The 22,965-nt window shown below is 61.7% G+C and carries 21 protein-coding genes and 1 rRNA gene; 14 read left to right on the forward strand and 8 right to left on the reverse strand.

From position 1 onward, the window contains the following. Window positions 1-147: 147 nt before the first annotated feature. From hemA to P9250_RS16735, 6 genes are all read left to right on the forward strand, one after another. Complete coding sequence (hemA, locus tag P9250_RS16710) at window positions 148-1,482, forward strand: glutamyl-tRNA reductase (RefSeq protein ID WP_244826341.1); 1,335 nt, start codon at window positions 148-150, stop codon at window positions 1,480-1,482. Window positions 1,483-1,576: 94 nt separating this feature from the next. Beyond that, window positions 1,577-2,659 carry a peptide chain release factor 1 gene (prfA, locus tag P9250_RS16715; RefSeq protein ID WP_244826342.1) on the forward strand — a complete coding sequence of 361 codons (1,083 nt, stop codon included), beginning with the start codon at window positions 1,577-1,579 and terminating at the stop codon, window positions 2,657-2,659. Next, window positions 2,656-3,492 carry a peptide chain release factor N(5)-glutamine methyltransferase gene (gene prmC / locus P9250_RS16720; protein ID WP_309962334.1) on the forward strand — a complete coding sequence of 279 codons (837 nt, stop codon included), beginning with the start codon at window positions 2,656-2,658 and terminating at the stop codon, window positions 3,490-3,492. The genes prfA and prmC overlap by 4 nt, the downstream gene beginning before the upstream one ends. Before the next feature lie 97 nt (window positions 3,493-3,589). Next, window positions 3,590-3,901, forward strand: a complete 312-nt coding sequence (grxD, locus tag P9250_RS16725) for a Grx4 family monothiol glutaredoxin (protein ID WP_244826344.1) — start codon at window positions 3,590-3,592, stop codon at window positions 3,899-3,901. Window positions 3,902-3,914: 13 nt separating this feature from the next. Further along, on the forward strand, window positions 3,915-4,511 hold the full coding sequence (locus P9250_RS16730) for a UbiX family flavin prenyltransferase (protein ID WP_310394228.1): 597 nt from the start codon (window positions 3,915-3,917) through the stop codon (window positions 4,509-4,511). Window positions 4,512-4,620: 109 nt separating this feature from the next. Then, window positions 4,621-5,406, forward strand: coding sequence for a class III extradiol ring-cleavage dioxygenase (locus tag P9250_RS16735; RefSeq protein ID WP_310394231.1), 786 nt, complete (start codon window positions 4,621-4,623; stop codon window positions 5,404-5,406). A 90-nt stretch (window positions 5,407-5,496) separates the two neighbouring features. Here the strand turns inward: P9250_RS16735 and P9250_RS16740 are convergent, their stop codons facing one another. Continuing rightward, the gene (locus P9250_RS16740; protein WP_250465772.1) at window positions 5,497-7,089 is read right to left on the reverse strand and encodes an APC family permease; all 1,593 of its coding nucleotides are present in this window, start codon (window positions 7,087-7,089) and stop codon (window positions 5,497-5,499) included. Window positions 7,090-7,565: 476 nt separating this feature from the next. Between P9250_RS16740 and P9250_RS16745 the strand changes: the two genes are divergently transcribed. Next, a complete protein-coding gene (locus P9250_RS16745; protein WP_016346375.1) occupies window positions 7,566-7,769 on the forward strand; it encodes a cold-shock protein in 204 nt (67 codons plus the stop codon). 64 nt (window positions 7,770-7,833) lie between these two features. Here P9250_RS16745 and P9250_RS16750 read toward each other — a convergent pair whose 3' ends face one another. Then, window positions 7,834-9,108 carry an Hsp70 family protein gene (locus P9250_RS16750; RefSeq protein ID WP_244828124.1) on the reverse strand — a complete coding sequence of 425 codons (1,275 nt, stop codon included), beginning with the start codon at window positions 9,106-9,108 and terminating at the stop codon, window positions 7,834-7,836. Window positions 9,109-9,305: 197 nt separating this feature from the next. Here P9250_RS16750 and P9250_RS16755 point away from each other — a divergent pair, with 197 nt between their 5' ends. Then, entirely contained in the window at window positions 9,306-10,793 is a 1,488-nt protein-coding gene (locus tag P9250_RS16755; RefSeq protein ID WP_244826348.1) for an MFS transporter, read from the forward strand. A 49-nt stretch (window positions 10,794-10,842) separates the two neighbouring features. On the opposite strand, the gene P9250_RS16760 is transcribed toward P9250_RS16755, so the two are convergent. After that, window positions 10,843-11,439, reverse strand: coding sequence for a nitroreductase family protein (locus P9250_RS16760; RefSeq protein WP_310396779.1), 597 nt, complete (start codon window positions 11,437-11,439; stop codon window positions 10,843-10,845). A 210-nt stretch (window positions 11,440-11,649) separates the two neighbouring features. Next, on the reverse strand, window positions 11,650-12,933 hold the full coding sequence (locus tag P9250_RS16765) for an MFS transporter (protein WP_310394235.1): 1,284 nt from the start codon (window positions 12,931-12,933) through the stop codon (window positions 11,650-11,652). A 127-nt stretch (window positions 12,934-13,060) separates the two neighbouring features. Here P9250_RS16765 and P9250_RS16770 point away from each other — a divergent pair, with 127 nt between their 5' ends. Both P9250_RS16770 and P9250_RS16775 read left to right on the forward strand, forming a co-directional pair. Further along, the gene (locus P9250_RS16770) at window positions 13,061-13,705 is read left to right on the forward strand and encodes a TetR/AcrR family transcriptional regulator (protein ID WP_409014905.1); all 645 of its coding nucleotides are present in this window, start codon (window positions 13,061-13,063) and stop codon (window positions 13,703-13,705) included. Further along, on the forward strand, window positions 13,702-14,259 hold the full coding sequence (locus tag P9250_RS16775) for a DUF1415 domain-containing protein (RefSeq protein WP_310394237.1): 558 nt from the start codon (window positions 13,702-13,704) through the stop codon (window positions 14,257-14,259). Before P9250_RS16770 ends, P9250_RS16775 begins: the two co-directional genes overlap by 4 nt. Here P9250_RS16775 and P9250_RS16780 read toward each other — a convergent pair whose 3' ends face one another. Beyond that, the gene (locus P9250_RS16780) at window positions 14,260-15,129 is read right to left on the reverse strand and encodes an SAM-dependent methyltransferase (RefSeq protein ID WP_310394239.1); all 870 of its coding nucleotides are present in this window, start codon (window positions 15,127-15,129) and stop codon (window positions 14,260-14,262) included. 389 nt (window positions 15,130-15,518) lie between these two features. Between P9250_RS16780 and P9250_RS16785 the strand changes: the two genes are divergently transcribed. Further along, window positions 15,519-15,839, forward strand: a complete 321-nt coding sequence (locus tag P9250_RS16785; protein ID WP_244826352.1) for a DNA-binding protein — start codon at window positions 15,519-15,521, stop codon at window positions 15,837-15,839. 50 nt (window positions 15,840-15,889) lie between these two features. Here the strand turns inward: P9250_RS16785 and P9250_RS16790 are convergent, their stop codons facing one another. Beyond that, window positions 15,890-16,588, reverse strand: a complete 699-nt coding sequence (locus tag P9250_RS16790) for a FadR/GntR family transcriptional regulator (protein WP_250465782.1) — start codon at window positions 16,586-16,588, stop codon at window positions 15,890-15,892. 253 nt (window positions 16,589-16,841) lie between these two features. On the opposite strand from P9250_RS16790, the gene P9250_RS16795 reads away from it, so the two are divergent. From P9250_RS16795 to P9250_RS16805, 3 genes are all read left to right on the forward strand, one after another. Further along, entirely contained in the window at window positions 16,842-17,966 is a 1,125-nt protein-coding gene (locus P9250_RS16795; RefSeq protein ID WP_310394241.1) for a mannitol dehydrogenase family protein, read from the forward strand. A 115-nt stretch (window positions 17,967-18,081) separates the two neighbouring features. Next, window positions 18,082-19,362 carry an MFS transporter gene (locus P9250_RS16800; protein WP_244826354.1) on the forward strand — a complete coding sequence of 427 codons (1,281 nt, stop codon included), beginning with the start codon at window positions 18,082-18,084 and terminating at the stop codon, window positions 19,360-19,362. Window positions 19,363-19,371: 9 nt separating this feature from the next. After that, window positions 19,372-20,913 carry an altronate dehydratase family protein gene (locus tag P9250_RS16805; RefSeq protein WP_310394243.1) on the forward strand — a complete coding sequence of 514 codons (1,542 nt, stop codon included), beginning with the start codon at window positions 19,372-19,374 and terminating at the stop codon, window positions 20,911-20,913. Between the two features lie 120 nt (window positions 20,914-21,033). Here the strand turns inward: P9250_RS16805 and P9250_RS16810 are convergent, their stop codons facing one another. Both P9250_RS16810 and rrf read right to left on the reverse strand, forming a co-directional pair. After that, on the reverse strand, window positions 21,034-22,674 hold the full coding sequence (locus tag P9250_RS16810; RefSeq protein ID WP_310394244.1) for an NAD(P)/FAD-dependent oxidoreductase: 1,641 nt from the start codon (window positions 22,672-22,674) through the stop codon (window positions 21,034-21,036). Window positions 22,675-22,830: 156 nt separating this feature from the next. Then, window positions 22,831-22,944, reverse strand: a 5S ribosomal RNA gene (gene rrf / locus P9250_RS16815). Between the last annotated feature and the right edge of the window lie 21 nt (window positions 22,945-22,965).

The following is a 22,965-nucleotide window of genomic DNA, read 5'->3' on the forward strand; positions in this document are numbered from 1 at the left end:
CTGGCGTCGCACGAGCGTGCGGCTTCGCGCCAGCTGCAAGCGGCGCGAGCGAACACCAGCCATCCCCTATGCCGCCTATAAATGAAGAGATTGGTAAAACGCTATAATATTGCGCTATCTGAAAGGCCATCGGCTTAGGCCCATTACATGCAGCTCCTCACGATCGGAATCAATCACCACACTGCGCCTGTCGCCTTGCGCGAACGCGTGGCGTTTCCGCTCGAACAGCTGAAGCCCGCTCTGGGCGCGCTGAAGGACATCTGGCTTGGGCCGCTCGCCAAGGTTTCGCCCGAAGCGGCGATCCTCTCGACCTGCAATCGCACCGAACTTTACTGCGCCACCGACGACGCCGCCGCGCGCGACGCCGCCATTCAGTGGATGTCGAAGTACCACAATCTCCCCGTCTCGGAACTCGCGCCGCACGTCTACGCGCTGCCGCAGTCCGAGGCCGTGCGCCACGCCTTCCGCGTCGCCTCGGGGCTGGATTCAATGGTGCTCGGCGAAACGCAGATCGTCGGACAAATGAAGGATGCCGTGCGCACCGCATCGGAAGCGGGCGCGCTCGGTACTTATCTCAACCAGTTGTTTCAGCGCACCTTCGCGGTCGCCAAAGAAGTGCGCTCCACGACCGAGATCGGCGCGCAGTCCGTTTCCATGGCCGCCGCCGCCGTGCGACTCGCCCAGCGCATCTTCGAAAACATTTCGAGTCAGCGCGTGCTTTTCATCGGCGCGGGCGAAATGATCGAACTCTGTGCCACGCACTTCGCCGCGCAGAATCCGCGCGAACTGGTGGTCGCAAACCGCACGGCCGAACGCGGCGAAAAGCTCGCCGAACGTTTCAACGGCCGCGCCATTCCGCTTTCCGAGCTGCCCACGCGCATGCACGAGTTCGACATCATCGTGTCGTGCACGGCGTCGACGCTGCCTATCATCGGGCTGGGCGCGGTCGAACGCGCGGTGCGCGCGCGCCGGCATCGGCCAATCTTCATGGTCGATCTCGCCGTGCCGCGCGATATCGAGCCGGAAGTCGGCAATCTGCAGGACGTGTTCCTCTATACCGTCGACGACCTCGGCGCGATCGTGCGCGAAGGCAATGCGTCGCGGCAAGCTGCCGTCGCGCAAGCCGAAGCGATCATCGAAACGCGTGTGCAGAATTTCATGCAGTGGCTGGATGCGCGCAGTATCGTGCCGGTCATCCGCCACATGCATACACAAGCCGACGCGCTGCGCCGCGCCGAAGTCGAACGCGCGCGCAAGCTGCTCGCGCGCGGCGACGATCCCGCCGCCGTGCTCGAAGCATTGTCGCAATCGCTCACCAACAAGCTCATTCATGGTCCGACGCACGCGCTCAATCGCGCGACCACGGAAGAGCGCGCCCAGCTCATCGACCTGATGAGCGGCTTCTACCGCCACGGTTCGTCCGACAAGCCGCAAGACGACACGCCTTCGGCGCCTGAATCGTCGCAGTCTCCGGACCGTTAGCGGCTTTCCTCGCTGTTCTCCAATGCCGCGCGGCGCTGACGCGCAGGCATTTCTGATTCCACAATTCTCCGGAGCATCGCTCCAACTCCGCCCGATGAAAACGAGCATGCAAAGCAAGCTCGACCAGCTTGCAAAACGGCAGGTCGAACTCAACGAATTGTTGAGCCGCGAAGACGTGACCGCCGATATGGATCAGTATCGGAAACTCACGCGCGAACATGCGGAAATCAGTCCGGTCGTCGAGCAGTACGCGCTCTGGCGTCAGGCGCTCAACGACGAAGCGACCGCGCAGGAATTGCTGTCCGATCCGTCGATGCGAGATTTCGCCGAAGAGGAAATCGGCGAAGCGCGCGAACGCATGGCGACGATCGAAAGCGATCTGCAGACCATGCTGCTGCCGACCGATCCCAACGACGAGCGCAATATCTTCATCGAAATTCGCGCGGGCACGGGCGGCGACGAATCCGCGCTGTTCGCGGGCGACCTGCTGCGCATGTATCTGCGCTATGCGGAGCGCAACCGCTGGACCGCCGAAACCATGTCCGAGAGCGTGTCCGACTTGGGCGGCTACAAGGAAGTGATCGTGCGGATTGCGGGCCACGGCGCCTTCTCGCGGCTCAAGTTCGAGTCGGGCGGGCATCGCGTTCAACGTGTGCCGGCGACGGAAACGCAGGGGCGCATCCATACGTCCGCGTGCACGGTCGCGGTCATGCCGGAAGCCGATGAAATCAGCGAAGTGGTGATTAATCCAGCGGATCTGCGTATCGATACCTTCCGCGCGTCGGGCGCGGGCGGGCAGCACATCAACAAGACCGATTCGGCCGTGCGCGTCACGCACTTGCCGACCGGAATCGTCGTCGAATGTCAGGACGACCGCTCGCAGCACAAGAACAAGGATCGCGCGCTGAAGGTGCTCGCCGCGCGCATCAAGGACAAGCAGTATCACGAGCAACACGCGAAGGAAGCGGCGACGCGCAAGAGTCTGATCGGTTCAGGCGACCGCTCCGAGCGCATTCGCACCTACAATTTTCCGCAAGGGCGCATGACGGATCACCGCATCAATCTGACGCTCTACAAGCTCGAATACATCATGGACGGCGATATCGACGAACTGATCGGCGCGCTCGTGAGCGAGCATCAGGCGGAATTGCTCGCGGCGCTCGGGGAAACCGAGTGACGACCGCAGTCGATCTGCTGCGTGCGTGTGCGCTGCCCGCGCTCGAAGCGCGCGTCTTGCTGATGCACGTGCTCGGCTGGCGACGCACGCAGTTGATCACGCGCGACCGCGAAGCGCTTGGCGCCATCGCGGTTAGCCGCTTCGAGGCGCTCGTCGCGCGCCGTGTCGCGGGAGAACCGATCGCGCAGCTGACTGGAACGCGTGAATTTTTCGGGCTCGAATTCGACGTGACGCCCGATGTGCTGATTCCGCGCCCGGAAACCGAATTGCTGGTGGAAACGGCGCTCGACGCCATCGCGAATACGCCGAACGCGCGCGTGCTCGATCTCGGCACGGGAACCGGCGCCATTGCGGTTTCGCTCGCGCATGCACGGCCCGACGCGCGCGTGTGGGCCGTGGACCGCTCAGGCGCCGCGCTGGATGTCGCGCGTCGCAATGCAGAACGGCTGCTCGATCCGGCGCGCGCGGGCGGGCCGCTCGCGTTCGTCGAAAGCGACTGGACCGCGAAGGTCGATCCTTCGCTGCTCTTCGAAGCCATTGTGAGCAATCCGCCGTATATCGCAAGCGACGATCCGCATTTGCAGCAAGGCGATCTGCGCTTCGAGCCGCGCGACGCGCTCACCGATGACGCCGACGGTTTGTCCTGCATCCGGACCATTATCGAGAGAGCGCCGTTTCTGCTTGCGCGCCGTGGCGTGCTGTGGCTCGAACACGGCTACGATCAGTCCGACGCCGTGCGCCGACTGCTCACGGCGCGCGGTTTCACCGATGTGCATTCGCTGCGCGATCTGGCGGGAATCGAGCGCATCAGCGGCGGCGTTTTCAATGCCTGAGCGCGGCGGGCGAGCCAGGCAGCGGTCAGCCCGGAATAGCGAAATCCGCTATCATTTCAACACTTAGTCCCCACCGACATCAAAGCGCAGGAACATCATGGAAACGCAAGAACGCATCAAGCAACTCGTCGATCAAAACGCGGTCGTCCTCTTCATGAAGGGCACGGCGCAGTTCCCGATGTGCGGTTTCTCCGGCCGCGCCATCCAGGTGCTGAAGGCGTGTGGCGTCGATCAGATCACGACCGTGAACGTGCTCGAAGACAACGAAATTCGTCAGGGCATCAAGCAATTCTCGAACTGGCCGACCATTCCGCAGCTTTACGTGAAGGGCGAGTTCATCGGCGGCTCGGACATCATGATGGAGATGTACGAATCCGGCGAACTGCAACAGCTCTTCGCCGCTGCCTGAAGTCATCTTCGAAGTGAACGCGCCTGCCGCCCGACGACGGCTCATCGTCGCCATCACGGGCGCCACGGGCGCAATTTACGGCGTGCGTCTGCTTGAAACGTTGCGCCGTGTTCCCGGCGTGGAAACGCATCTGCTCGTTTCCAGCGCCGGCTGGCTCAATATCCAGCACGAGCTGGAACTCGATAAATCCACGGTTCACGCGCTCGCGGACGTTGTTCATAACGTGCGCGATGTCGGCGCGAGCATCGCGTCCGGCTCGTTTTCCACAGAAGGCATGATTGTCGCGCCGTGCTCCATGCGAACGCTGGCAAGCATCGCGCACGGACTCTCCGACAATCTCATCACGCGCGCGGCGGATGTCGTGCTCAAGGAGCGTCGCCGTCTGGTGCTGCTGGTGCGCGAAACGCCGCTCAACCTCGCGCATCTGCGCAATATGACCGCCGTGACGGAAATGGGCGGCGTAATTTTTCCGCCGCTGCCGGCGTTTTATCAGAAGCCGGCAAGCATCGACGAGATGGTGGATCACACCGTCGCGCGCGTGATCGATCTGTTCCAGATCGCATCGCCGGCCGCCGCTGCATGGGAAGGAATGCGCGGCGAAGCGGACTGAGCGTCGATTCGATTGCAAACGCCGACGACACAATTCATTGCTTCACCGGCCGTTTATTTCCGCTAATACCGGCCGTACATTGGTGGCATCCAACTCAATGCGCGACGCCATGACTTCCCTTCCCTCCGTTTTCATTTCCCACGGCGCGCCGACGCTGCCTATCGACCCGTCGATGCCTTCCGGCGAATTCGCCTCGCTCGCTGAAACGCTGCCGCGCCCGCGCGCCATCCTCATGCTTTCGGCTCACTGGGGCACGACGCAACCCGTTGCGAGCATCGCCGAGCGGCCGGAAACCATCCACGATTTCTACGGTTTTCCGCGCGCGCTCTATGAACTGCGCTATCCCGCGCCCGGCGCGCCCGATCTCGCCCGCAACGCCGCCGCGCTGCTCGGCGAGCACGGCATTGCTGCGAGCACGACGGAGCACGGCCTCGATCACGGCGCGTGGGTGCCGCTTCTGCTCATGTTTCCCAACGCCGACATCCCAGTCGCGCAACTTTCCATTCAACCGCGCCTCGATGCCGCGCATCACTTTGGTATCGGCCGGGCGCTGCGCGATTTGCGGCGTGACGGCGTGATGATCGTCGGTTCCGGGCAAATCACGCATAATCTGCGCATGGCGGATTTCGGCGCGCGTCCCGAAGATGCCGATCCGCGCGTCGATGAGTTCACGCATTGGTTCGAGGCGCGTCTTGCCGATCGCGACATCGACGCGCTGCTCGACTATCGCGCCCGCGCGCCGCACGCCGCGCTGATGCATCCGACCGACGAGCATCTGCTGCCGGTATTCGGCGCACTAGGCGCTGCGGCGGATGACTATCAGTTGCGCATACAGTCGCTCGGCACTTTCCAGCGCGCGCTCGCCATGACGAACTACGTGTTCGCGGACGCCTGAGGCCTGAACGTACGAGTCGAGCAGGAAAGAACGAAGCCCGCCTGATTGCTCAGGCGGGCTTCGTTTTACCGCTTCTCGTCGACGATCTGTTTACGCGCCGACTTCGTGCTGAATGTCTTCGTGCGCTTCGCGTTCATCCAGATAGTCCGTCCTATAACCGGTGTGCACGCCCCAGAAGTAAAACACGAGCGCGAGCACGGCGACGAGCGCCATGTCCCAGCCATACGGCAACACGCCACTTCCGCCGAATTCCTTGCTGCCGATGAGCGACATGACGGCCATCGTCGGCAGATACGCCACCAGCCACCACGCGGCTTTCAGATCGCGGCCCCATCCCGCGAAGCCGGTCTTGCCCTGGAAGTAGAAGTACACGGGCAGCGCGACGACCATCAACAGGATGATTTCGCCGGTCAGCGGCCACTTTGCCCAGTACAGGACAAGCGACGCGCAGACGAACGCGAACGGCGCGACCAAGCCCATTAGCGGCAAGCGGACCGGCCGTTCCAGATCCGGCGCGGCGCGGCGCAGCGCCATCAGGCTCACAGGCCCGGTGAGATAGGAAATGACCGTAGCCACCGAAATCACCGCCGCCAGCGTGCCCCAACCACGGAAGAAGAACAGGAACACGAACGCGACGAACAGGTTGAACCACATCGCGGGACGCGGCACGCCGTAGAACGGATGCACGTTGCCGAATATCTTCGGCATCGTGTTGTTGCGCTCCATCGCGTAAATCATGCGCGTGGTCGTCGCCATGTAGGTGGTGCCGGTGCCGCTCGGGCTCACGAAAGCATCGACATAAAGAAGCACGGCGAGCCAGTTCAAATTCAGCGCCAGCGCTAGTTCTGCGAACGGCGACGCGAAGTTGAAATGCGACCAGCCCTTCGCGACATCGGCGGGATTGACCGCGCCGATGTAGGCCACTTGCAACAACACGTAGATCACGAGCGCGATCAGAATCGAGCCGATCACGGCGAACGGGATGCTCCGCGACGGATTGCGCGCCTCGCCCGCGAGATTGACCGGGCTCTGAAAGCCGTTGAAGCTGAACACAATGCCGCTCGTCGCCACCGCCGTCAGCACGGCCGGCCAGCCATAGGGCGCGAAGCTCGACACCGTGCCGAAGTTCTCGGAATGGAACCCTGTATAGATGAGGCCGGCGATGGTCAGGCCGGGAATCAGGAACTTGAAAACAGTGATTGTCGAGTTGGCGCGCGCGAACACCTTCACGCCCCAGTAGTTGAGCATGAAGTACACGACCACGAGCAGCGCCGAGAGGATCAGCCCTGAAGTCGTGAGCGTTTCGTTCACGAAGAGCGCATGCGCCCATTCATAAGGCCACGTGCTCATATATTGAATGGATGCCTCGGCCTCGATCGGAATGACCGAGACGATGGCAATCCAGTTCGCCCAAGCGCTGATGAAACCGACGAGCGCGCCATGCGAATAGCGCGCGTAACGCACCATGCCGCCGGATTCGGGAAACGTCGCGCCCAACTCCGCGTAAGTAAGAGCGATCGCCATGATGACGACCGCGCCGATCACCCACGCGACCATGGCTGCGGGACCGGCGATCTTGGCCGCTTTCCACGCGCCGAACAACCAGCCTGAACCGATGATGGAACCGAGGCCGGTAAGCATGAGTGCTATCGGCCCGATATTTCGTTGTATCGAACTCTTCACATTGTTCTCCAGTGTCTCTCGCCTTGCGCTTGGAGGTCAGGCGCACGAATGCACATCCGCCGCGCGCGATGCCGGCCCACGGTCCGGTGATAGGGCGATTTTGGTGCAACCTTGGCAGGTTGGCGCGTAGTGTAACGGTTGCACCTTTCGAATGCAGCGAAGGATTGTCAGCTTTCATCAGTTTTTGCGCGATGAAAGCTACCACACGGCGGTGATAGACAGTTGGCAGTGAAATTATGAAAGATTCGTAAGTTACGTTGCGATATCTCAAAAAGTCCCTGCGCGGCAGTCGGATATTATTTGACCGCGAAAACGATTAGCCGTATAAACCTTCTTGCAGGATTTCAAGTGGCGAGTGACTTGTGGTTCTTTCGTAGTTCGCCATCGCGGTACTCCGGTTGGTCCCATTGCCCCTTCCTTGATCTTCATGCACCCTTGGCTTCGGCCTCATTCATCAATTTTTTGGAATAAGTAACATGGAAACCGGTACCGTCAAGTGGTTTAATGACGCAAAGGGCTTTGGCTTCATCACCCCGGATGGCGGCGGCGAAGATCTGTTCGCACACTTCTCGGAAATCCGCATTGAGGGTTTCAAGACACTTCAAGAAAACCAAAAGGTTACCTACGAAGTGAAGACTGGCCCCAAGGGCAAGCAAGCAGCGAACATCAAGCCGGCGTAAGTTTTTATCCGGCTTAAAGAAAACCCCGCCTCGGCGGGGTTTTTTGCATCTGGAACGAGCGCGATCAGGTAAAGACGCGTTGCGCGTAAATACCGAGGCCCGTCGCCACGCTGGCAAGTCGATCGCCGAATACGGCTCGTGCGCCGGGAAAAGCCGCCGCGAGCGCATCGGACAGAAAGCGCAAACCGGTGGTGCCGCCCGTGAAGTACACGGCGCCGACATCCGCGTTCGCCACGCCCGCGCGTTTCACCGTTTCCAGCGCCGCTTCGACGATACGCCGCGTCTCGTCCGCGCCCGCTTCGATCAGCTGCGCTTCGTCGAATGCGACGCGCAGCGCTTCCTCCACCTCTTCCATGTCGATCTCGGTTACGCCGCCCGCCGCCACGTCGATCTTCGCTTCCTCAGCGTGCGCGGTTAGCGCATGACCAAGCCTGCGATCGACGACGCGCATCAGCCGGTCATGCAGACGCGGTTCGGTGTAAAGGTGGCGCATCAGTTGCAATTCGCTCACGCGCTTGGGCGTGTAGACGGTATTGATCAGATGCCACGTCGCCAGATCGAAATACACGCGGTTCGGCACTTCGCGCCCTTGCGGATCGAGCGTCTGATAACCGAGTTCGCGCAAAACGGTCGTCAGCTCGACGCGCCGGTCGAAATCCGTGCCGGCCACGTGCACACCGTGATGCGCGAGGACATCGCTTTTTCGGTCTAGCTGGCGAGCGCGCTCGGGCCCCACGCGAACGAGTGAGAAGTCGGACGTACCGCCGCCGATATCCGCGACCAGCACGAGCCCTTCCTGTGTCAGGCGCGCTTCGTAATCGAATGCGGCGGCGATCGGTTCGTATTGAAAGTGAATCTCGCGCAAGCCGATGGCGTGCGCGCACGCTTCGAGTTGCGACTGCGCGAGGCGGTCGGCGCGCGGATCGTCATCGACGAAAAAGACCGGACGGCCGAGAACCGCGCGATCGAGCGGACTTGGCGAGACCGCCTGTGCTTTCTGCTTCAGATGCTGCAGAAAAAGCGTGATGACGTCTGTGTACTTGATGGCGGAGCCGTCGCCGAGATCGGTGCTAGTGTCGGCGAGCGGCGAGCCGAGAATGCTTTTCATCGAACGCATGAGGCGGCCGTCGAAGCCGTCTATATACGATTCGAGCGCGGCGCGGCCATAGGACTGGCTGTTTTCGTCCGTGTTGAAGAAGACGGCCGTCGGAAGCGTGGTTGCCTCGCCCTCGACGGGAGCCAGCCGGATCGAATGGCCACCCTGCGTCTGCGCCTGAATCGCGGCAGGCACGGCGACGGCGGAATTCGACGTGCCAAAATCGATCGCACAGTAGGTCATGGACATCGAGGCAGCGTTACGAGGCAACGCCGCATTCAAAAGTGGACAGGGTTTGTAGCATGTTCGGCGGCATGCATCAACCGCATTCGAACCCGTCTGGAACCGCCACGACGCTTCAACCGGCGCGGAATGCAACTTGCTCGCCAAAGCGGCAATTTATTCACTGTTGCGCGCGCGGATGCGGCGGGCACGAGCTAATGAACGACACTACCTTACCGCAGGAAAATCGTTCGACTGCGAGCGCCAGCGATCGATCCGACATCATAGAAACCGATTTACCGGGACGGCTCGATCGTCTGCCCTGGGGACGATTTCATACGTTGATCGTATTCGCGCTCGGCATCACGTGGCTGCTCGACGGGCTCGAAGTCACGCTCGCGGGCGCGGTGGCGAGCGCATTGAAGTCGAGCCCGGCGCTGCACTTCAACAACACGGATGTCGGCATTGCCGGCAGCGCGTACATTGCAGGCGCGGTGGTCGGCGCGCTTGGCTTCGGCTGGCTCACCGACCGGCTCGGACGACGCAAGCTCTTCTTCATCACGCTCTTTCTCTACGTGGCCGCGACCGCCGCAACCGCGTTCTCATGGGATCTCGCAAGTTTCGTGCTGTTCCGCTTTCTGACGGGCGCGGGCATCGGCGGTGAATACACGGCCATCAATTCCACGATCCAGGAATTCACGCCCGCGCGTTTGCGCGGCTGGACCGATCTCGCCATTAACGGCACGTTCTGGATTGGCGCGGGCATTGGCGCGGCCGGTTCGCTCGTTTTGCTCGATCCGGGCCTGATGCCGCCCGATTGGGGCTGGCGCGGGTGCTTTCTGATCGGCGCAGCGCTCGGTCTCACCATTCTCTTCATGCGGATGTGGGTGCCGGAAAGTCCGCGCTGGCTCATCACGCATAACCGCGTCGATGAAGCGAAGCAGATTGTCGAGGACATCGAAGCGCATTTTCGCAAGCACGGCGTCGAAATACCGAACACGCCGATCAAGCCGCTGCGCCTAAAGATGCGCGAGCACACGCCACTTTCGGAAGTCGCGCACACGCTGTTTCATGTGCATCGGAGCCGCTCGCTGGTCGGCCTCATGTTGATGACCGCGCAGGCGTTCTTCTACAACGCAATCTTTTTCACTTACGCGCTTGTGCTGACGGACTTCTATCACGTGCCGGGCGATCACATCGGCTGGTACGTGCTGCCGTTCGCAGCGGGCAATTTTCTCGGCCCCGTTCTGCTCGGCAAGCTATTCGACGTGCTTGGCCGACGCCGGATGATCGCCTTCACTTACGCGATCTCGGGCGTGCTGCTCACGATCAGCGGATGGATGTTCATGCACGGAATGCTTTCCGTGACCACGCAGACCATAGCCTGGATGGTAATTTTCTTCTTCGCGTCGGCGGCGGCGAGTTCGGCCTATCTGACGGTCAGCGAGACGTTTCCGCTGGAGATTCGCGCGCTTGCCATCGCCGTGTTTTATGCGTTCGGTACGGCGCTCGGCGGGATCATCGGGCCGGCGCTGTTCGGGCAACTCATCGATACGCATCAGCGTGGCGCGGTGTTCGTCGGCTATCTGATCGGCTCGGCGCTGATGATCGCGGCCGCCGTCGTGGCCGGCATCTGGGGCGTGGCGGCGGAGCGCAAGTCTCTGGAAGATGTTGCGCGGCCGCTGTCATCGGCGGATGAGGGGTGATGTCGTACACATCCGCAGTCAAGCGCACCCGCGCCGCGTAAGCCTGGCTTCACTCGAAACCCTTTCCCCACGCGCCTTCGAACGAGGTCTCGCCCAGCGCCTTGCGTGCTCGCGGCGCGGCCTCGCGTTCGCGAAGCGCGTCGTCGAGAAGATTCGCGTCGCCGTGATGACCGACTGCGACCATCGCGATGATCTCCACCTCCGGCGGAATCTCGAACGCCGCGCGGAACGCGTCGCGATCGAAGCCGCCCATCTGATGCGTCGCGAGTCCGAGCGCGTGCGCCTGGAGCACGAGCGCCATCGCGGCCGCGCCGGTGTCGTAGAGCGCGGTGCGGCTGACATCGCCCTTCGGCGTGAGCGTCGACGCAGTCACGCAGACCAGCACGGGCACGCGAACATTCCATGTCCGATTGGACGGCGCGAGGGTTTCGAACGCGCGCTGGAACGCGGCTTCGTCGCGATGCCGATCGAACGCGATGAAACGCCAAGGCTGCAAATTGCTCGATGAAGGCGCCCAGCGCGCCGCTTCGAGCAGGCTATGCAGATGCTCGCGGCTCAGCGGCGCGGCGGAGAACGCGCGCGGGCTCCAGCGGCCCGCGAGTAGTTCGTGGATATCGACTTCGGTTGCGGCGGGTTTGGCGGTCATCATTGGAATCCTTCAGCGATTGGAAGAAGCGAGGCCTGCCCATCACGATAACGGCTTGCAGCAGTCAACCGCACAACGCTACCACTTCAATTCAGCACCGTTGCCTCGCGCCGCCCTCAAAAGCGCAAACGGCGCGCATCGGCCCAATGCGCGCCGTTCAAGTATCGAACGACAAGGATAAGTCACGGACTCACACGTCCGCAAAAGTGCTCAAGTGGCGGCGACGCCCATCGACCGCCCCGCGCGATTGATCCGCAGCACCGTAACGGCTGCGACGAGGCAAAGACCGCCGGAGATCATCGTCGCCACGGTGTAGCTGCCGAGGCTCGACCGCAGCATGCCGCCGCCCAGCGCCGCGAACGCCGCGCCGAGCTGGTGCCCCGCCACGATCCAGCCGAAGACGATCGGCGCCGACTCCTTGCCGTAGACATCGGTGGCGAGGCGCACCGTCGGCGGCACGGTTGCGATCCAGTCGAGCCCGTAAAACACCGCGAAAAGCGGCAACCCAAAGAAGTCGATGCCAAACGCATACGGCAGATAGATCAACGACAACCCGCGCAGGCCGTAGTACCAAAACAGCAGCAGGCGCGCGTTGAAGCGATCCGAAAGCCATCCGGAAAGCGTCGTGCCGAACAAATCGAAAATGCCCATCGCCGCGAGCAAGGTCGCGCCTTGCACCTGCGTCATGCCGTAGTCGGAGCACATCGCGATCAGATGCGTGCCGACATAACCGTTCGTGCTCGCGCCGCAGACGAAAAAGCTGAAGAACAACAGCCAAAAATCGCGCGTCTTGCTCGCCATGCCGAGCGTGCCGAATGCGACCTTGATCGGATTTTTCGGCGGCGGAATGACGGCGGGCGGCGCGTCCGGGCTTTCGCCGACGGGTCGCAGCGCGACATCCGACGGACGCTCCGGCAGCAGCCATGCGACGAGCGGCACGACGACTGCGGTTGCTATAGCCACGACGAAAACCACCGGCCGCCAGCCGTGATGCTCCGACAACGCCGCGAGAAACGGCAGAAACACGAGCTGCCCGGTCGCCGAACTGGCGGTGAGAATGCCCATTGCAAGCCCGCGATGCGTCGTGAACCAGCGATTCACCACCGTCGCCGAAAGCGTGAGCGCCGCCACGCCCGTCGAGCCGCCGACCATCACGCCCCAGATCACGATCATCTGCCAGGGCGCGGTCATCATCGAGGAGAGGCCGACGCCCGCGGCCAAGGTCGCAAGCGCGGCGAGCAAGGTCGGACGCACGCCGAAGCGCTGCATGGCGGCAGCGGCGAATGGTCCGGTCAGTCCGTAAAGCGCAAGGTTGATCGAGATGGCGAGCGAAATGGTTCCGCGCGACCAGCCGAACTGTTTTTCGAGCGGCAACATCATCACGCTCGGCGTCGCGCGCGTGCCGGCCGCCGCCAGCAACACCAGGAAAACGACGCCCACTGCGATCCAGCCATAATGCACGCGGCCGCCAAGCCGTCCCGCTACCCAATTCATCGCTGCTCCGTTCCGTGAATTTCGTGTTTTACGCGCCGTGACGTTACCGACCTGTCACATCAGAGTTGCGAGCTTAGTTACCGATCGGTAACATGTCAAGACCCAAGCAATCTTCAAGGATGCGACTGTGACACGAACTCCCGCCGGCCAGCCGAAAACCCCTGCTCGCCGCAGTGTGCGAACCGACGGCGTGCAGGCTCGGGAACAATTGCTCGATGCCGCGCAGGAACTGTTTTATCGCGAAGGCATCCGCGCGATTGGCGTCGATGCCGTCGTCGAACGCGCGGGCGTCAACAAGATGAGCCTGTACCGGCGCTTCGCTTCGAAAGACGAACTCGTCACCGCGTATCTGCAGCGCATGGACGAAAGATTCCGCAAGCGCTTCGAGGCAAGCGTCGAGAAGCATCCGGGCGCGCCGGCCGAGCAACTCGTTCAATCGCTCGAGGATCTCGTCGGGCGCGCGTCGGCGCCGGATTATCGCGGCTGTCCGTTTCTCAACATCGCGTGCGAATTCGGCGATCCGGCGCATCCCGCGCGGCAATCCGTCGAGCGCAACAAGCACTATCTGATCACGCGGCTCACCGAGATTTCGGCTGCTGCGGGCGCCGCCGATCCCGTCGAACTGGCAGAATCGCTGGCGTTGCTCGTCGATGGCGTCTACGCGACGAGCCAGACTTACGGTCCCGGTTCGGGGCCGATGCGCGCGGCGCCTCGCATTGCGCGCACTTTGATCGACGCGGCCTGCAAGCCGCTTATTCAGGATGCACCATGAACGACCGTAGCACCCGCGAAGAAGAAGTGATCGCGGCCACGCGCCACTGGCTCACCCGCGCTGTCATCGGCTTGAACCTGTGTCCTTTTGCCAAGAGCGTGCATGTGAAGGGACAGATTCGCTATGTCGTGAGCGACGCGCGCGGCGTGGAAGATGTCGTCGCGGAACTCGCGGACGAACTGCGCCTTTTGCGCGAAAGCGATGCAAAAGACATCGACACGACGCTTTTCATCACGCCGCACGCCTTTGCGCACTTCACCGATTACAACGACGCGCTGTTCTTCGCCGACCGCTTGTTGAACGACATGGGCCTTGCCGGAGAACTGCAGATTGCGAGCTTTCATCCGCAATATCGATTCGAAGGCAGCGAGCCCGACGACATCGAGAACTATACGAATCGGGCGCCGTATCCCATCTTTCATTTGCTGCGCGAAGCGAGCATCGACCGCGCAGTGGATGCCTTTCCCGACGCCGCCGATATCTACGAACGCAACATGGAAACGCTGCGTCGCCTCGGTCACGAAGGTTTCGCGGCGTGGATGAAAAGCGACTGATCAGTGCGCGAAGAAGCGCTCGCGCAACTCGTCCAGCCCGAGCGTTTCAAGCACATCCGACAGCCGTTGCGCGGGCCGGGCGCGCGGCAAGTCCTTGAACTGAGCGATGATGAGCTCGTTTTTCATCGAATGTTCCCAGCCTACGAGTTCCGTCACGCTGACCTGATATCCGTGCGATTCAAGCTGCAGGCAGCGCAGTACATTCGTAATCTGGCTGCCGAATTCGCGCGTATGCAGCGGATGCCGCCACATCTCCGTCAGCACGTTCTTCGACAGCGCATGCCCCTTGTTCTTGCGCAGCACTGACGCGACTTCCGCCTGACAACACGGCACCACGACAATGTACTTCGCGTTCTTCTGCAGAGCGAACTGGATGGCGTCGTCCGTCGCGGTATTGCAGGCGTGCAGCGCGGTCACGACATCGATGGAATCCGGCAGCAGTTTCGATTCAATCGATTCGGCCACCGACAGATTCAGAAACGACATTCCCTCGAAATCCAGCCGCTTCGCCAATTCCTCCGATTTTTGAACAAGATTCTCACGCGTCTCAATACCGTAGATGTGTGACCGATCGCGCAGAGTCTTGAAGAACAGATCGTAGAGAATAAACCCAAGGTAAGACTTCCCCGCGCCATGGTCGACAAGCGACACCGAACCCTGGCGTTCGTGAACGTCGGCAAGCAGCGGTTCGATGAACTGATAGAGGTGATAGACCTGTTTCAGTTTGCGGCGGCTGTCCTGATTCATCTTGCCGTCGCGCGTGAGGATATGAAGTTCCTTCAGCAGTTCGATCGACTGACCTGGACGGATTTCGTGCTTTGTAGTGGGGTCGGGGGTGCCCGGAGCCGACGCGGAGGACTTCTTGGCCATCGTGAAAGTGACGTGGAAATTAAAAAACGAGGCTAGTTTGCGCCGAATGTGCGCTAACCGCTGGTTCTGCCGACTCGAAAGGAGAAGTTTACCCAAAAGCGCGAAGACGCTCTTGTTCCGCCCAAGTCGACCGGCGATGCAAGACGGCTAGAAAACGCTTGGAACACTTCGTGCATTGTCCGGTATGCGGATCTGGCCGGGACGATGCGCAGCGTGGGGAAGAAGCCCGGCGCGCCAATGCAGCAAGGAAGAGCAACAAGCAGGTAGCAAAGTCACGCCTCGACAACGCAGTACGCGTCGTCACCCGCGAGCGGCTTTCGTTACGTAACACCTAACACTCAGCGCGGCGATTGCGACTCGCCAGCGCCATGAACATGGAGAGGACGGCGATGGACGCGATCCCCGACAAGAAAGCAGAAAAGCAGTTTCAGGAGATGCTCGCGGCGCTGACCACGATGCCCGCCTGGAGCGAGAAGCAACAACTCGAACTTGAAATGGCTCGAGAGATTTCGGTGGAGATGCTGCGTCTCGCCGAATCGATGCGCGACGGCTCCACGGATATCGAATCGTGTCTGACCATGCTGAAGTACGCCAAGGTGATGGACTTCGTCCTGACCACTCTCGCCTCGCGCCGCGAGATCGCGCCGCAGACACTGCGCGTGATCTTCAAGCTGGCTGGCCTGAAGGTCGATGAAGCGTATCCCGGCTAACGCGGGCTAACTTTCGAGAGAACCGGTTCGTCTTTTAAGGCGCGCCGGTTTCAGCCTTTGCGACGTGTCATCAGACGCTCGGCCGACTTGCGCATGTGCCGCTGCATCGCGGCTTGAGCCTGCACCGCGTCCCGCGCTTCGAGCGCCTCGAGAATCTCGAGATGTTCGCCGAGCGCGGCCGCCCAGGTTTCCTCCCCCTCGAAATGTCCGCGTAACGTGGATGACAGCGGACTATGCCGTTCGTCATAGAGACTGCCCACTGTCCTGACCAGCACGTCGTTGCCCGACATCTGCGCGATCGCAACGTGAAACGCGCGGTCGGCGCTCATTGGCACTTGTCCCGCTTCGACTTCGCGCGCCATGGTCTCGTAGACGGCGCGTAGCGTCTTCAATGCCTTTGGCTTGGCAAACGGCGCGACATTCGCGGCAATCGCGCCTTCGATCACGCTGCGCGCATTCATGATCTCGATCGGGCTCTCGCCCAGTTCCGCCTCGGTGGCGGGCGGCTTCGCCACGGGCGTCGCGCAGATATAGACGCCCGAGCCCATGCGAATCTCGACTCGCCCTTCCAGTTCCAGCGCAACCAGCGCCTCGCGCACCGAAGGCCGCGACACGCCCAACGTCTGCGCGAGTTCGCGTTCGGAGGGCAACCGGCCGTTCGGCGCAAAGTCCTGCTGTTCGATCAGAGCGCGCAGCTTATCGGCGATCTGAAGGTAGAGGCGACGCGTTTCGACTGGTTTGACACTCACGTGCACACTCCTGCATGTCTCGGGGAAAACGTGGATTGTAATCAGCGGAAGGGTTGACGCACCGTACGAAGCGCGTTCGACCATTTTCAAACGCTTACAAGTGGCTTGACCAATTCCAATTCGAGCCACTAGTATGCATTTCGGTAAGGCCAGATGGGCCATATTTTTTACGGCTGTCTGGAACCGTTCCCAACGACAAAACCCCCTATGTACTTCGCCGTCGCATCGAGCGATGGCGCGATAGCCGCCCGACATGACCAATCCGATTCTCCAGTTCGGCACGAGCCGTTTTCTGCAAGCGCACGTTGACTTCTTCGTGGCCGACGCCGCGCGGCGCGATCCTGCGAAAGCGCTCGGCAAGATCACCGTCGTGCAGACCACGTCGAGTCCTGACAGCCGCGCGCGCGTCGATGCGCTGCGCGCCACGGGCCGCTATCCGGTACGCATTCGCGGACGCGAGCGCGACGCGACCGTCGACACCACCATCGAATGCGATTCGATCACCGAAGCGCTGCACGCCAACGACGACTGGCTACTGTTGCTAGAACGCATGGAACGCGACGTGAAGGTGATCGTCTCGAACACGGCCGACACGGGTTACGCCCTTTTCGACGAAGACACGGCCGACCTGCTCGATGGCGCGCGTACGCCGCGCGGATTCGCGGCCAAGCTCGCCGTGCTGCTGCACGCACGCTTCAAGGCGAGCGCGGCGCCGATCACGCTGTTGCCGTGCGAACTCGTCTCGCGTAACGGCGACACCTTGCGCGACCTCGTGCTCGACTTGGCGCGCAAATGGAATGCGGACGACGCGTTCATCGCTTACTTGTCGAACGATTGCGTCTGGGTGAATTCGCTCGTGGACCGCATCGTGTCGGAGCCTATCCTGCCGGTCGGCGCGATTGCCGAGCCTTACGCGTTGTGGGCAATCGAGCGGCAAGCGGGCATGACCTTGCCGTGCGAACACGAAGACATCGTCGTCACCGACGACCTCGCGCACTACGAGCGCCTGAAACTGCTGCTGCTCAACCTCGGCCACACGATGCTCGCGGAAATCTGGCGCACGCGCGGCGGCGCGCCCGACATGACCGTGCTCGACGCGATGCGCGATTCCGCGTACCGCGCGCCGCTCGAAGCCACCTGGCGCGACGAAGTGCTGCCGGTGTTTGTCGCGCTCGGCAAGGGCGACGTGGCAAGCGACTATCTCGCGAGCGTGCGCGACCGCTTCGAGAACCCGTTTCTCGTGCACAAGCTCGCGGATATCGCGCGCAATCACGACGAGAAGAAAGTGCGGCGTTTTCAACCTGTGATCGATTTCGCCGCCGAACTCGAACTCGATATCGTACAAAAGCGCCTGCGCGATGCATTGAACGCGCATTGAGATCCGCCAAAGAACGCGGACTCCCGTCACACCGTTTTTGAATCACGGCTCACCGCGTCGGCATGGCGGTTCGGGCCGGCAGAAATGAAATGCCATCATCCCGAGGAGACAAACGATGCGCAAAATGCGTTGGGTAGTGATATTTCTGGCCTTTCTGGCCATCGCGATCAATTACATCGATCGCGCGAATCTGGCCGTGGCTGCACCGCAGATTGAGAAGGCGCTCGGCATTGGGCCGGCGGAAATGGGCTTCATCCTGAGCGGCTTCTTCTGGACCTACGCGCTCATGCAGATGCCTTTCGGTTGGTTCGTTGACCGCGTGGGCGCGCGAATCGCACTGCCGCTTGCGGTGGGCTGGTGGTCGGTGTTCACGGCGCTCACCGCCACCGCGACGAGCGTCGCGGGCATGTTCGGCTGCCGGCTGATGCTGGGCGTCGGCGAAGCGGGCGCGTATCCGTCGTGCGCGAAGCTCGTCGCGCAGTGGTTCAAGCCGCAGCAGCGCGCGTTTGCCACCAGCATCTTCGATAGCGGCTCGCGTGTCGGTTCCGCGCTGTCGATTCCTGTTGTTGCGCTCATCATCAGCTCGGTGGGCTGGGAAGCGTCGTTCGTCATCACTGGCGCACTCGGCGCGGTGTGGATCTTGGGCTGGTTCCTCATTTACCGTAATAAGTCGCTCGGCGACCTCACCGGTCCCGTGGATGTCCCGCCGCAACCGGTCGCGCCGAAGAACAAGGTCTCGTGGGGCTCGCTCTTCAAGTACCGCACGCTGTGGGGCATGATGCTCGGCTTCTTCTGCCTGAACTTCGTGATCTATTTCTTCATCACCTGGTTCCCGAGCTATCTCGTGCAGACGCATGGCTTCTCGCTCAAGTCGCTCGGCACGCTCGGCATGATTCCGGCGCTGATGTCGATCCCGGGCGGCTGGCTCGGCGGCGTCGTGTCCGACTCGCTCTTCAAGCGCGGCTGGAGCCTCACGGCGGCGCGCAAGACCTGCATGGTCGGCGGCATGCTGCTGTCGTCGGTCATCACGCTCTCGGCGTTCACCACGAACATCTATCTGATGCTCGGCTTTTTCGGCGTTGCGTACGGCAGCCTCGCGTTCGCCGCGGCCAGCATCTGGTCGCTGCCGGGCGATGTTGCACCGACGCCGGGACACGTCGCGTCCATCGGTGGCATTCAGAATTTCGCGTCGAATCTGGCGGGTATCGTCATCACGACGTTCACGGGCGTCATGGTCGAAATGACGAAAGGCTCGTTCACCATTCCGCTGTGTGTTGCAGGCGGCTTCTGCTTTCTCGGCGCGTTCAGCTATCTTGTGATTGTCGGCAAGATCGAGCCGCTCAACCGCGCCGAAACGGAAGCCCTCGCCGACAAGCGCGCTCCCTCCACGATCTAAGAAAACATCATGTCCACCACATCCACCGACCATGCGGTCATCCGGCTGCATCCCAAAGACGATGTCGTCATCGCGACACGTCAGCTGCTCTCCGGCGCGCGCATCGCGTCGGAGGATCTCGTCGTCATGGGCCTGATTCCGCCGGGCCACAAGATCGCGACGCGCGCCATCGCCGCGGGCGAGCCCGTCAAGCGCTACAACCAGATCATCGGCGTGGCGAAGGACGCCATCGCGCGCGGCCAGCATGTCCATACGCAAAATCTGTCGATGGCCGAGTTCGCGCGCGAGCACGAGTTCGGCATCGACAAGCATCCGACGCCTTTCGTCGATGAACCCGCGACGTTCATGGGCATTCGCCGCGACGACGGCCGCGTGGCGACGCGCAATTTCGTCGGCGTGCTGACGAGCGTCAATTGCTCGGCGACCGTCGCGCGCGCGATTGCTGATCACTTTCGGCGCGACGTTCATCCGGAAGCGCTGGCGGACTACCCGAACGTCGACGGCGTGATTGCGCTCACACATGGCTTGGGATGCGGCATCGACATGCAGGGCGATGGCCTCGCCATCTTGCGTCGCACGCTGGCGGGATACGCGGTGCATCCGAATTTCTATTCGGTGCTCTTCGTCGGCCTGGGATGCGAGACCAATCAGATTTCCGGCGTGCTCGAAGCAAGCGGACTGAAAGACGGCGAGCGTCTGCGCAGCTTTACGATTCAGGACAGCGGCGGGACGAGAAAGACGATCGAGCACGGCATCGCATTGGTCAAGGAGATGCTCACGGAAGCAAATCGCGTCAAGCGCGAGCCGGTGCCGGCGTCGCATCTGATCGTCGGTTTGCAATGCGGCGGGTCGGATGGCTACTCGGGCATTTCGGCGAATCCGGCGCTCGGCGCGGCCGTCGACAAACTCGTCGCGCATGGCGGCACGGCGATTCTCTCCGAGACGCCGGAAGTGTATGGCGCGGAACATTTGCTGACGCGGCGCGCGGTCAGCCGTGAAGTCGGCGAGAAACTGCTGACGCGTATCAAGTGGTGGGAGGACTATTGCGCGCGCAACGGTGCGGCGATGGACAACAATCCGTCGGCGGGCAACAAGGTCGGCGGGCTGACCACGATTCTCGAAAAGTCGCTTGGCGCGGTGGCCAAGGGCGGCACGACCAATCTCGTCGAGGTTTATGAGTACGCGCAGCGCGTCGACGCCAAGGGCTTCGTGTTCATGGATTCACCCGGCTACGATCCGATGTCTGCAACGGGTCAGGTTGCTTCGGGCGCGAATCTCATCTGCTTCACGACCGGACGTGGTTCGGCTTACGGCTGCGCGCCTTCGCCATCGCTCAAGCTCGCGACGAACACCGCGCTCTGGGAGCGGCAAGAAGAGGATATGGATATCGACTGCGGCGGCGTGATCGATGGAACGGCGAGCATTGGGCAACTCGGCGACCAGATTTTTCAGATGATGCTGGATTGCGCGTCGGGCGTGGCATCGAAGAGCGAACTGCACGGGTATGGGCAGAGTGAGTTCGTGCCCTGGCAGGTGGGCGTGGTTACTTGAGTTTCTTTGGATGCGGATGAAAGGGCGCAACGGTGACGATGCGCCCTTTTTCGTTTTGGAGGCAATGGGCGTTGGTTATGTCTCTTCGACGTTTGCATGGACAGCGAATGAGTCGCGACGTTACCGGACGGCCGCCTCATGTTCCGCCATCATCCTCAACGCGACGGCCTCCGCGACTTCGATTCCGTCGATCGCCGCTGAATAGATCCCGCCCGCATAACCCGCGCCCTCGCCCGCCGGATACAAGCCTTCGACATTGACGCTTTGGTAATCGTCATTATTGCGGCGCACCCGCAGTGGCGACGACGTGCGCGTCTCGACGCCAGTGAGAACGGCGTCGTGCATCGCGAAGCCGGGGATCTTCTTATCGAGCTCAGGCAGTGCTTCTCGGATGGCTTCGATCACATAATCGGGCAACGCGGTGCTGAGATCGGTCGGCTTGACGCCTGGCTTGTACGAAGGCACGACCGATCCAAGCGATGTCGAAGCGCGCCTCGCGATGAAGTCGCCCACAAGCTGTGCAGGCGCGCTGTAATCGCCGCCGCCCAGTTCGAACGCACGCTCTTCCCACATGCGCTGGAAGGCGATGCCCGCGAGTGGCCCGCCCGGATAATCTTCCGGCGTGATGCCGACGACGATGCCCGCGTTCGCATTACGTTCCGCGCGCGAGTACTGGCTCATGCCATTGGTCACGACTCGGCCGGGCTCCGACGTCGCCGCGACAACCGTTCCGCCAGGACACATGCAAAAGCTGTAGACAGCGCGGCCGTTGCTGCAATGGTGGACGACTTTATAGTCCGCGGCGCCAAGCCGTTCGTGACCGGCGAATTTGCCGAAACGGCTCCGATCGATAATGCCCTGCGGATGCTCGATACGAAACCCGAGCGAAAACGGCTTCGCTTCCATGAAAACGCCGCGATCGTGCAACATCTGGAAGGTATCGCGCGCGCTATGTCCGACGGCCAGCACAACGTGATCGCAGCGCAGCGTTTCGCCGCTCGACAGGCGTAGACCGCGCACTTTGCCATCGTCGATCTCGATATCCTCGACGCGCTGCTCGAATCGTACTTCGCCGCCGAGTTGATGAATATTCGCGCGCATCTTTTCGACCATGCTGACCAGTCGAAACGTGCCGATATGCGGCCGGCTCAAATACAGGATGTCTTCAGGCGCGCCCGCTTTGACGAACTCGTCGAGGACTTTACGGCCGTAGTGCTTCGGATCCTTGATTTGACTGTAGAGCTTGCCGTCGGAGAAGGTGCCGGCGCCGCCTTCGCCGAACTGCACATTGGATTCCGGGTTAAGCTCGTTTCGGCGCCACAGACCCCAAGTGTCTTTCGTCCGCTCGCGCACGGCTTTTCCACGCTCGAGGATAATTGGGCGAAAACCCATTTGCGCGAGAATTAGCCCGGCAAACAGCCCACACGGCCCCATGCCGATGACGACGGGGCGAAGCTGGCTCGATGCTTCAGGCGCCTTGGCCACGAAGTGGTAAGCCATATCCGGCGTAATGCCGACATGCGGATGCGGCCGAGCCTTTAGTCGCGCGAGCACCGACGCTTCATCTGCCAACTCCACATCGATGATGTACGTAAGCTTGATGTCGGCGCGCTTGCGTGCATCGTGCGCGCGGCGAAAGACATGGAAGCGCACGAGTTCGCTTGACGTCACGCCGATTTCTTTAAGGCGTGCGATGACCGCAGGCTCGATGACCGAATCGGGATGATCGAGCGGAAGCTTGATTTCGCTTAAACGTAGCATGGAAACTCGAATGGCAATCGGCTGCGCAATGTTTTGCTGATTTTATCGCGCGATCAAGGCGTGCACGGCTGATTGAATCTGGCAGATCAGCTAAACGCTGCAGAAACGCAAAAACCCCACCTGTTTGGGGGTGGGGTTTTTGTTGCTGCATGAGGAGCCTGACGATTACCTACTTTCACACGGGAGATCCGCACTATCATCGGCGTGGAGTCGTTTCACGGTCCTGTTCGGGATGGGAAGGGGTGGTACCAACTCGCTGTGGTCATCAGGCATGACTTGTTGTCGTGCGCC

Origin of the sequence: Caballeronia sp. LP006 (genome assembly GCF_031450995.1) — a bacterium.
Classification (GTDB): Bacteria; Pseudomonadota; Gammaproteobacteria; order Burkholderiales; family Burkholderiaceae; genus Caballeronia.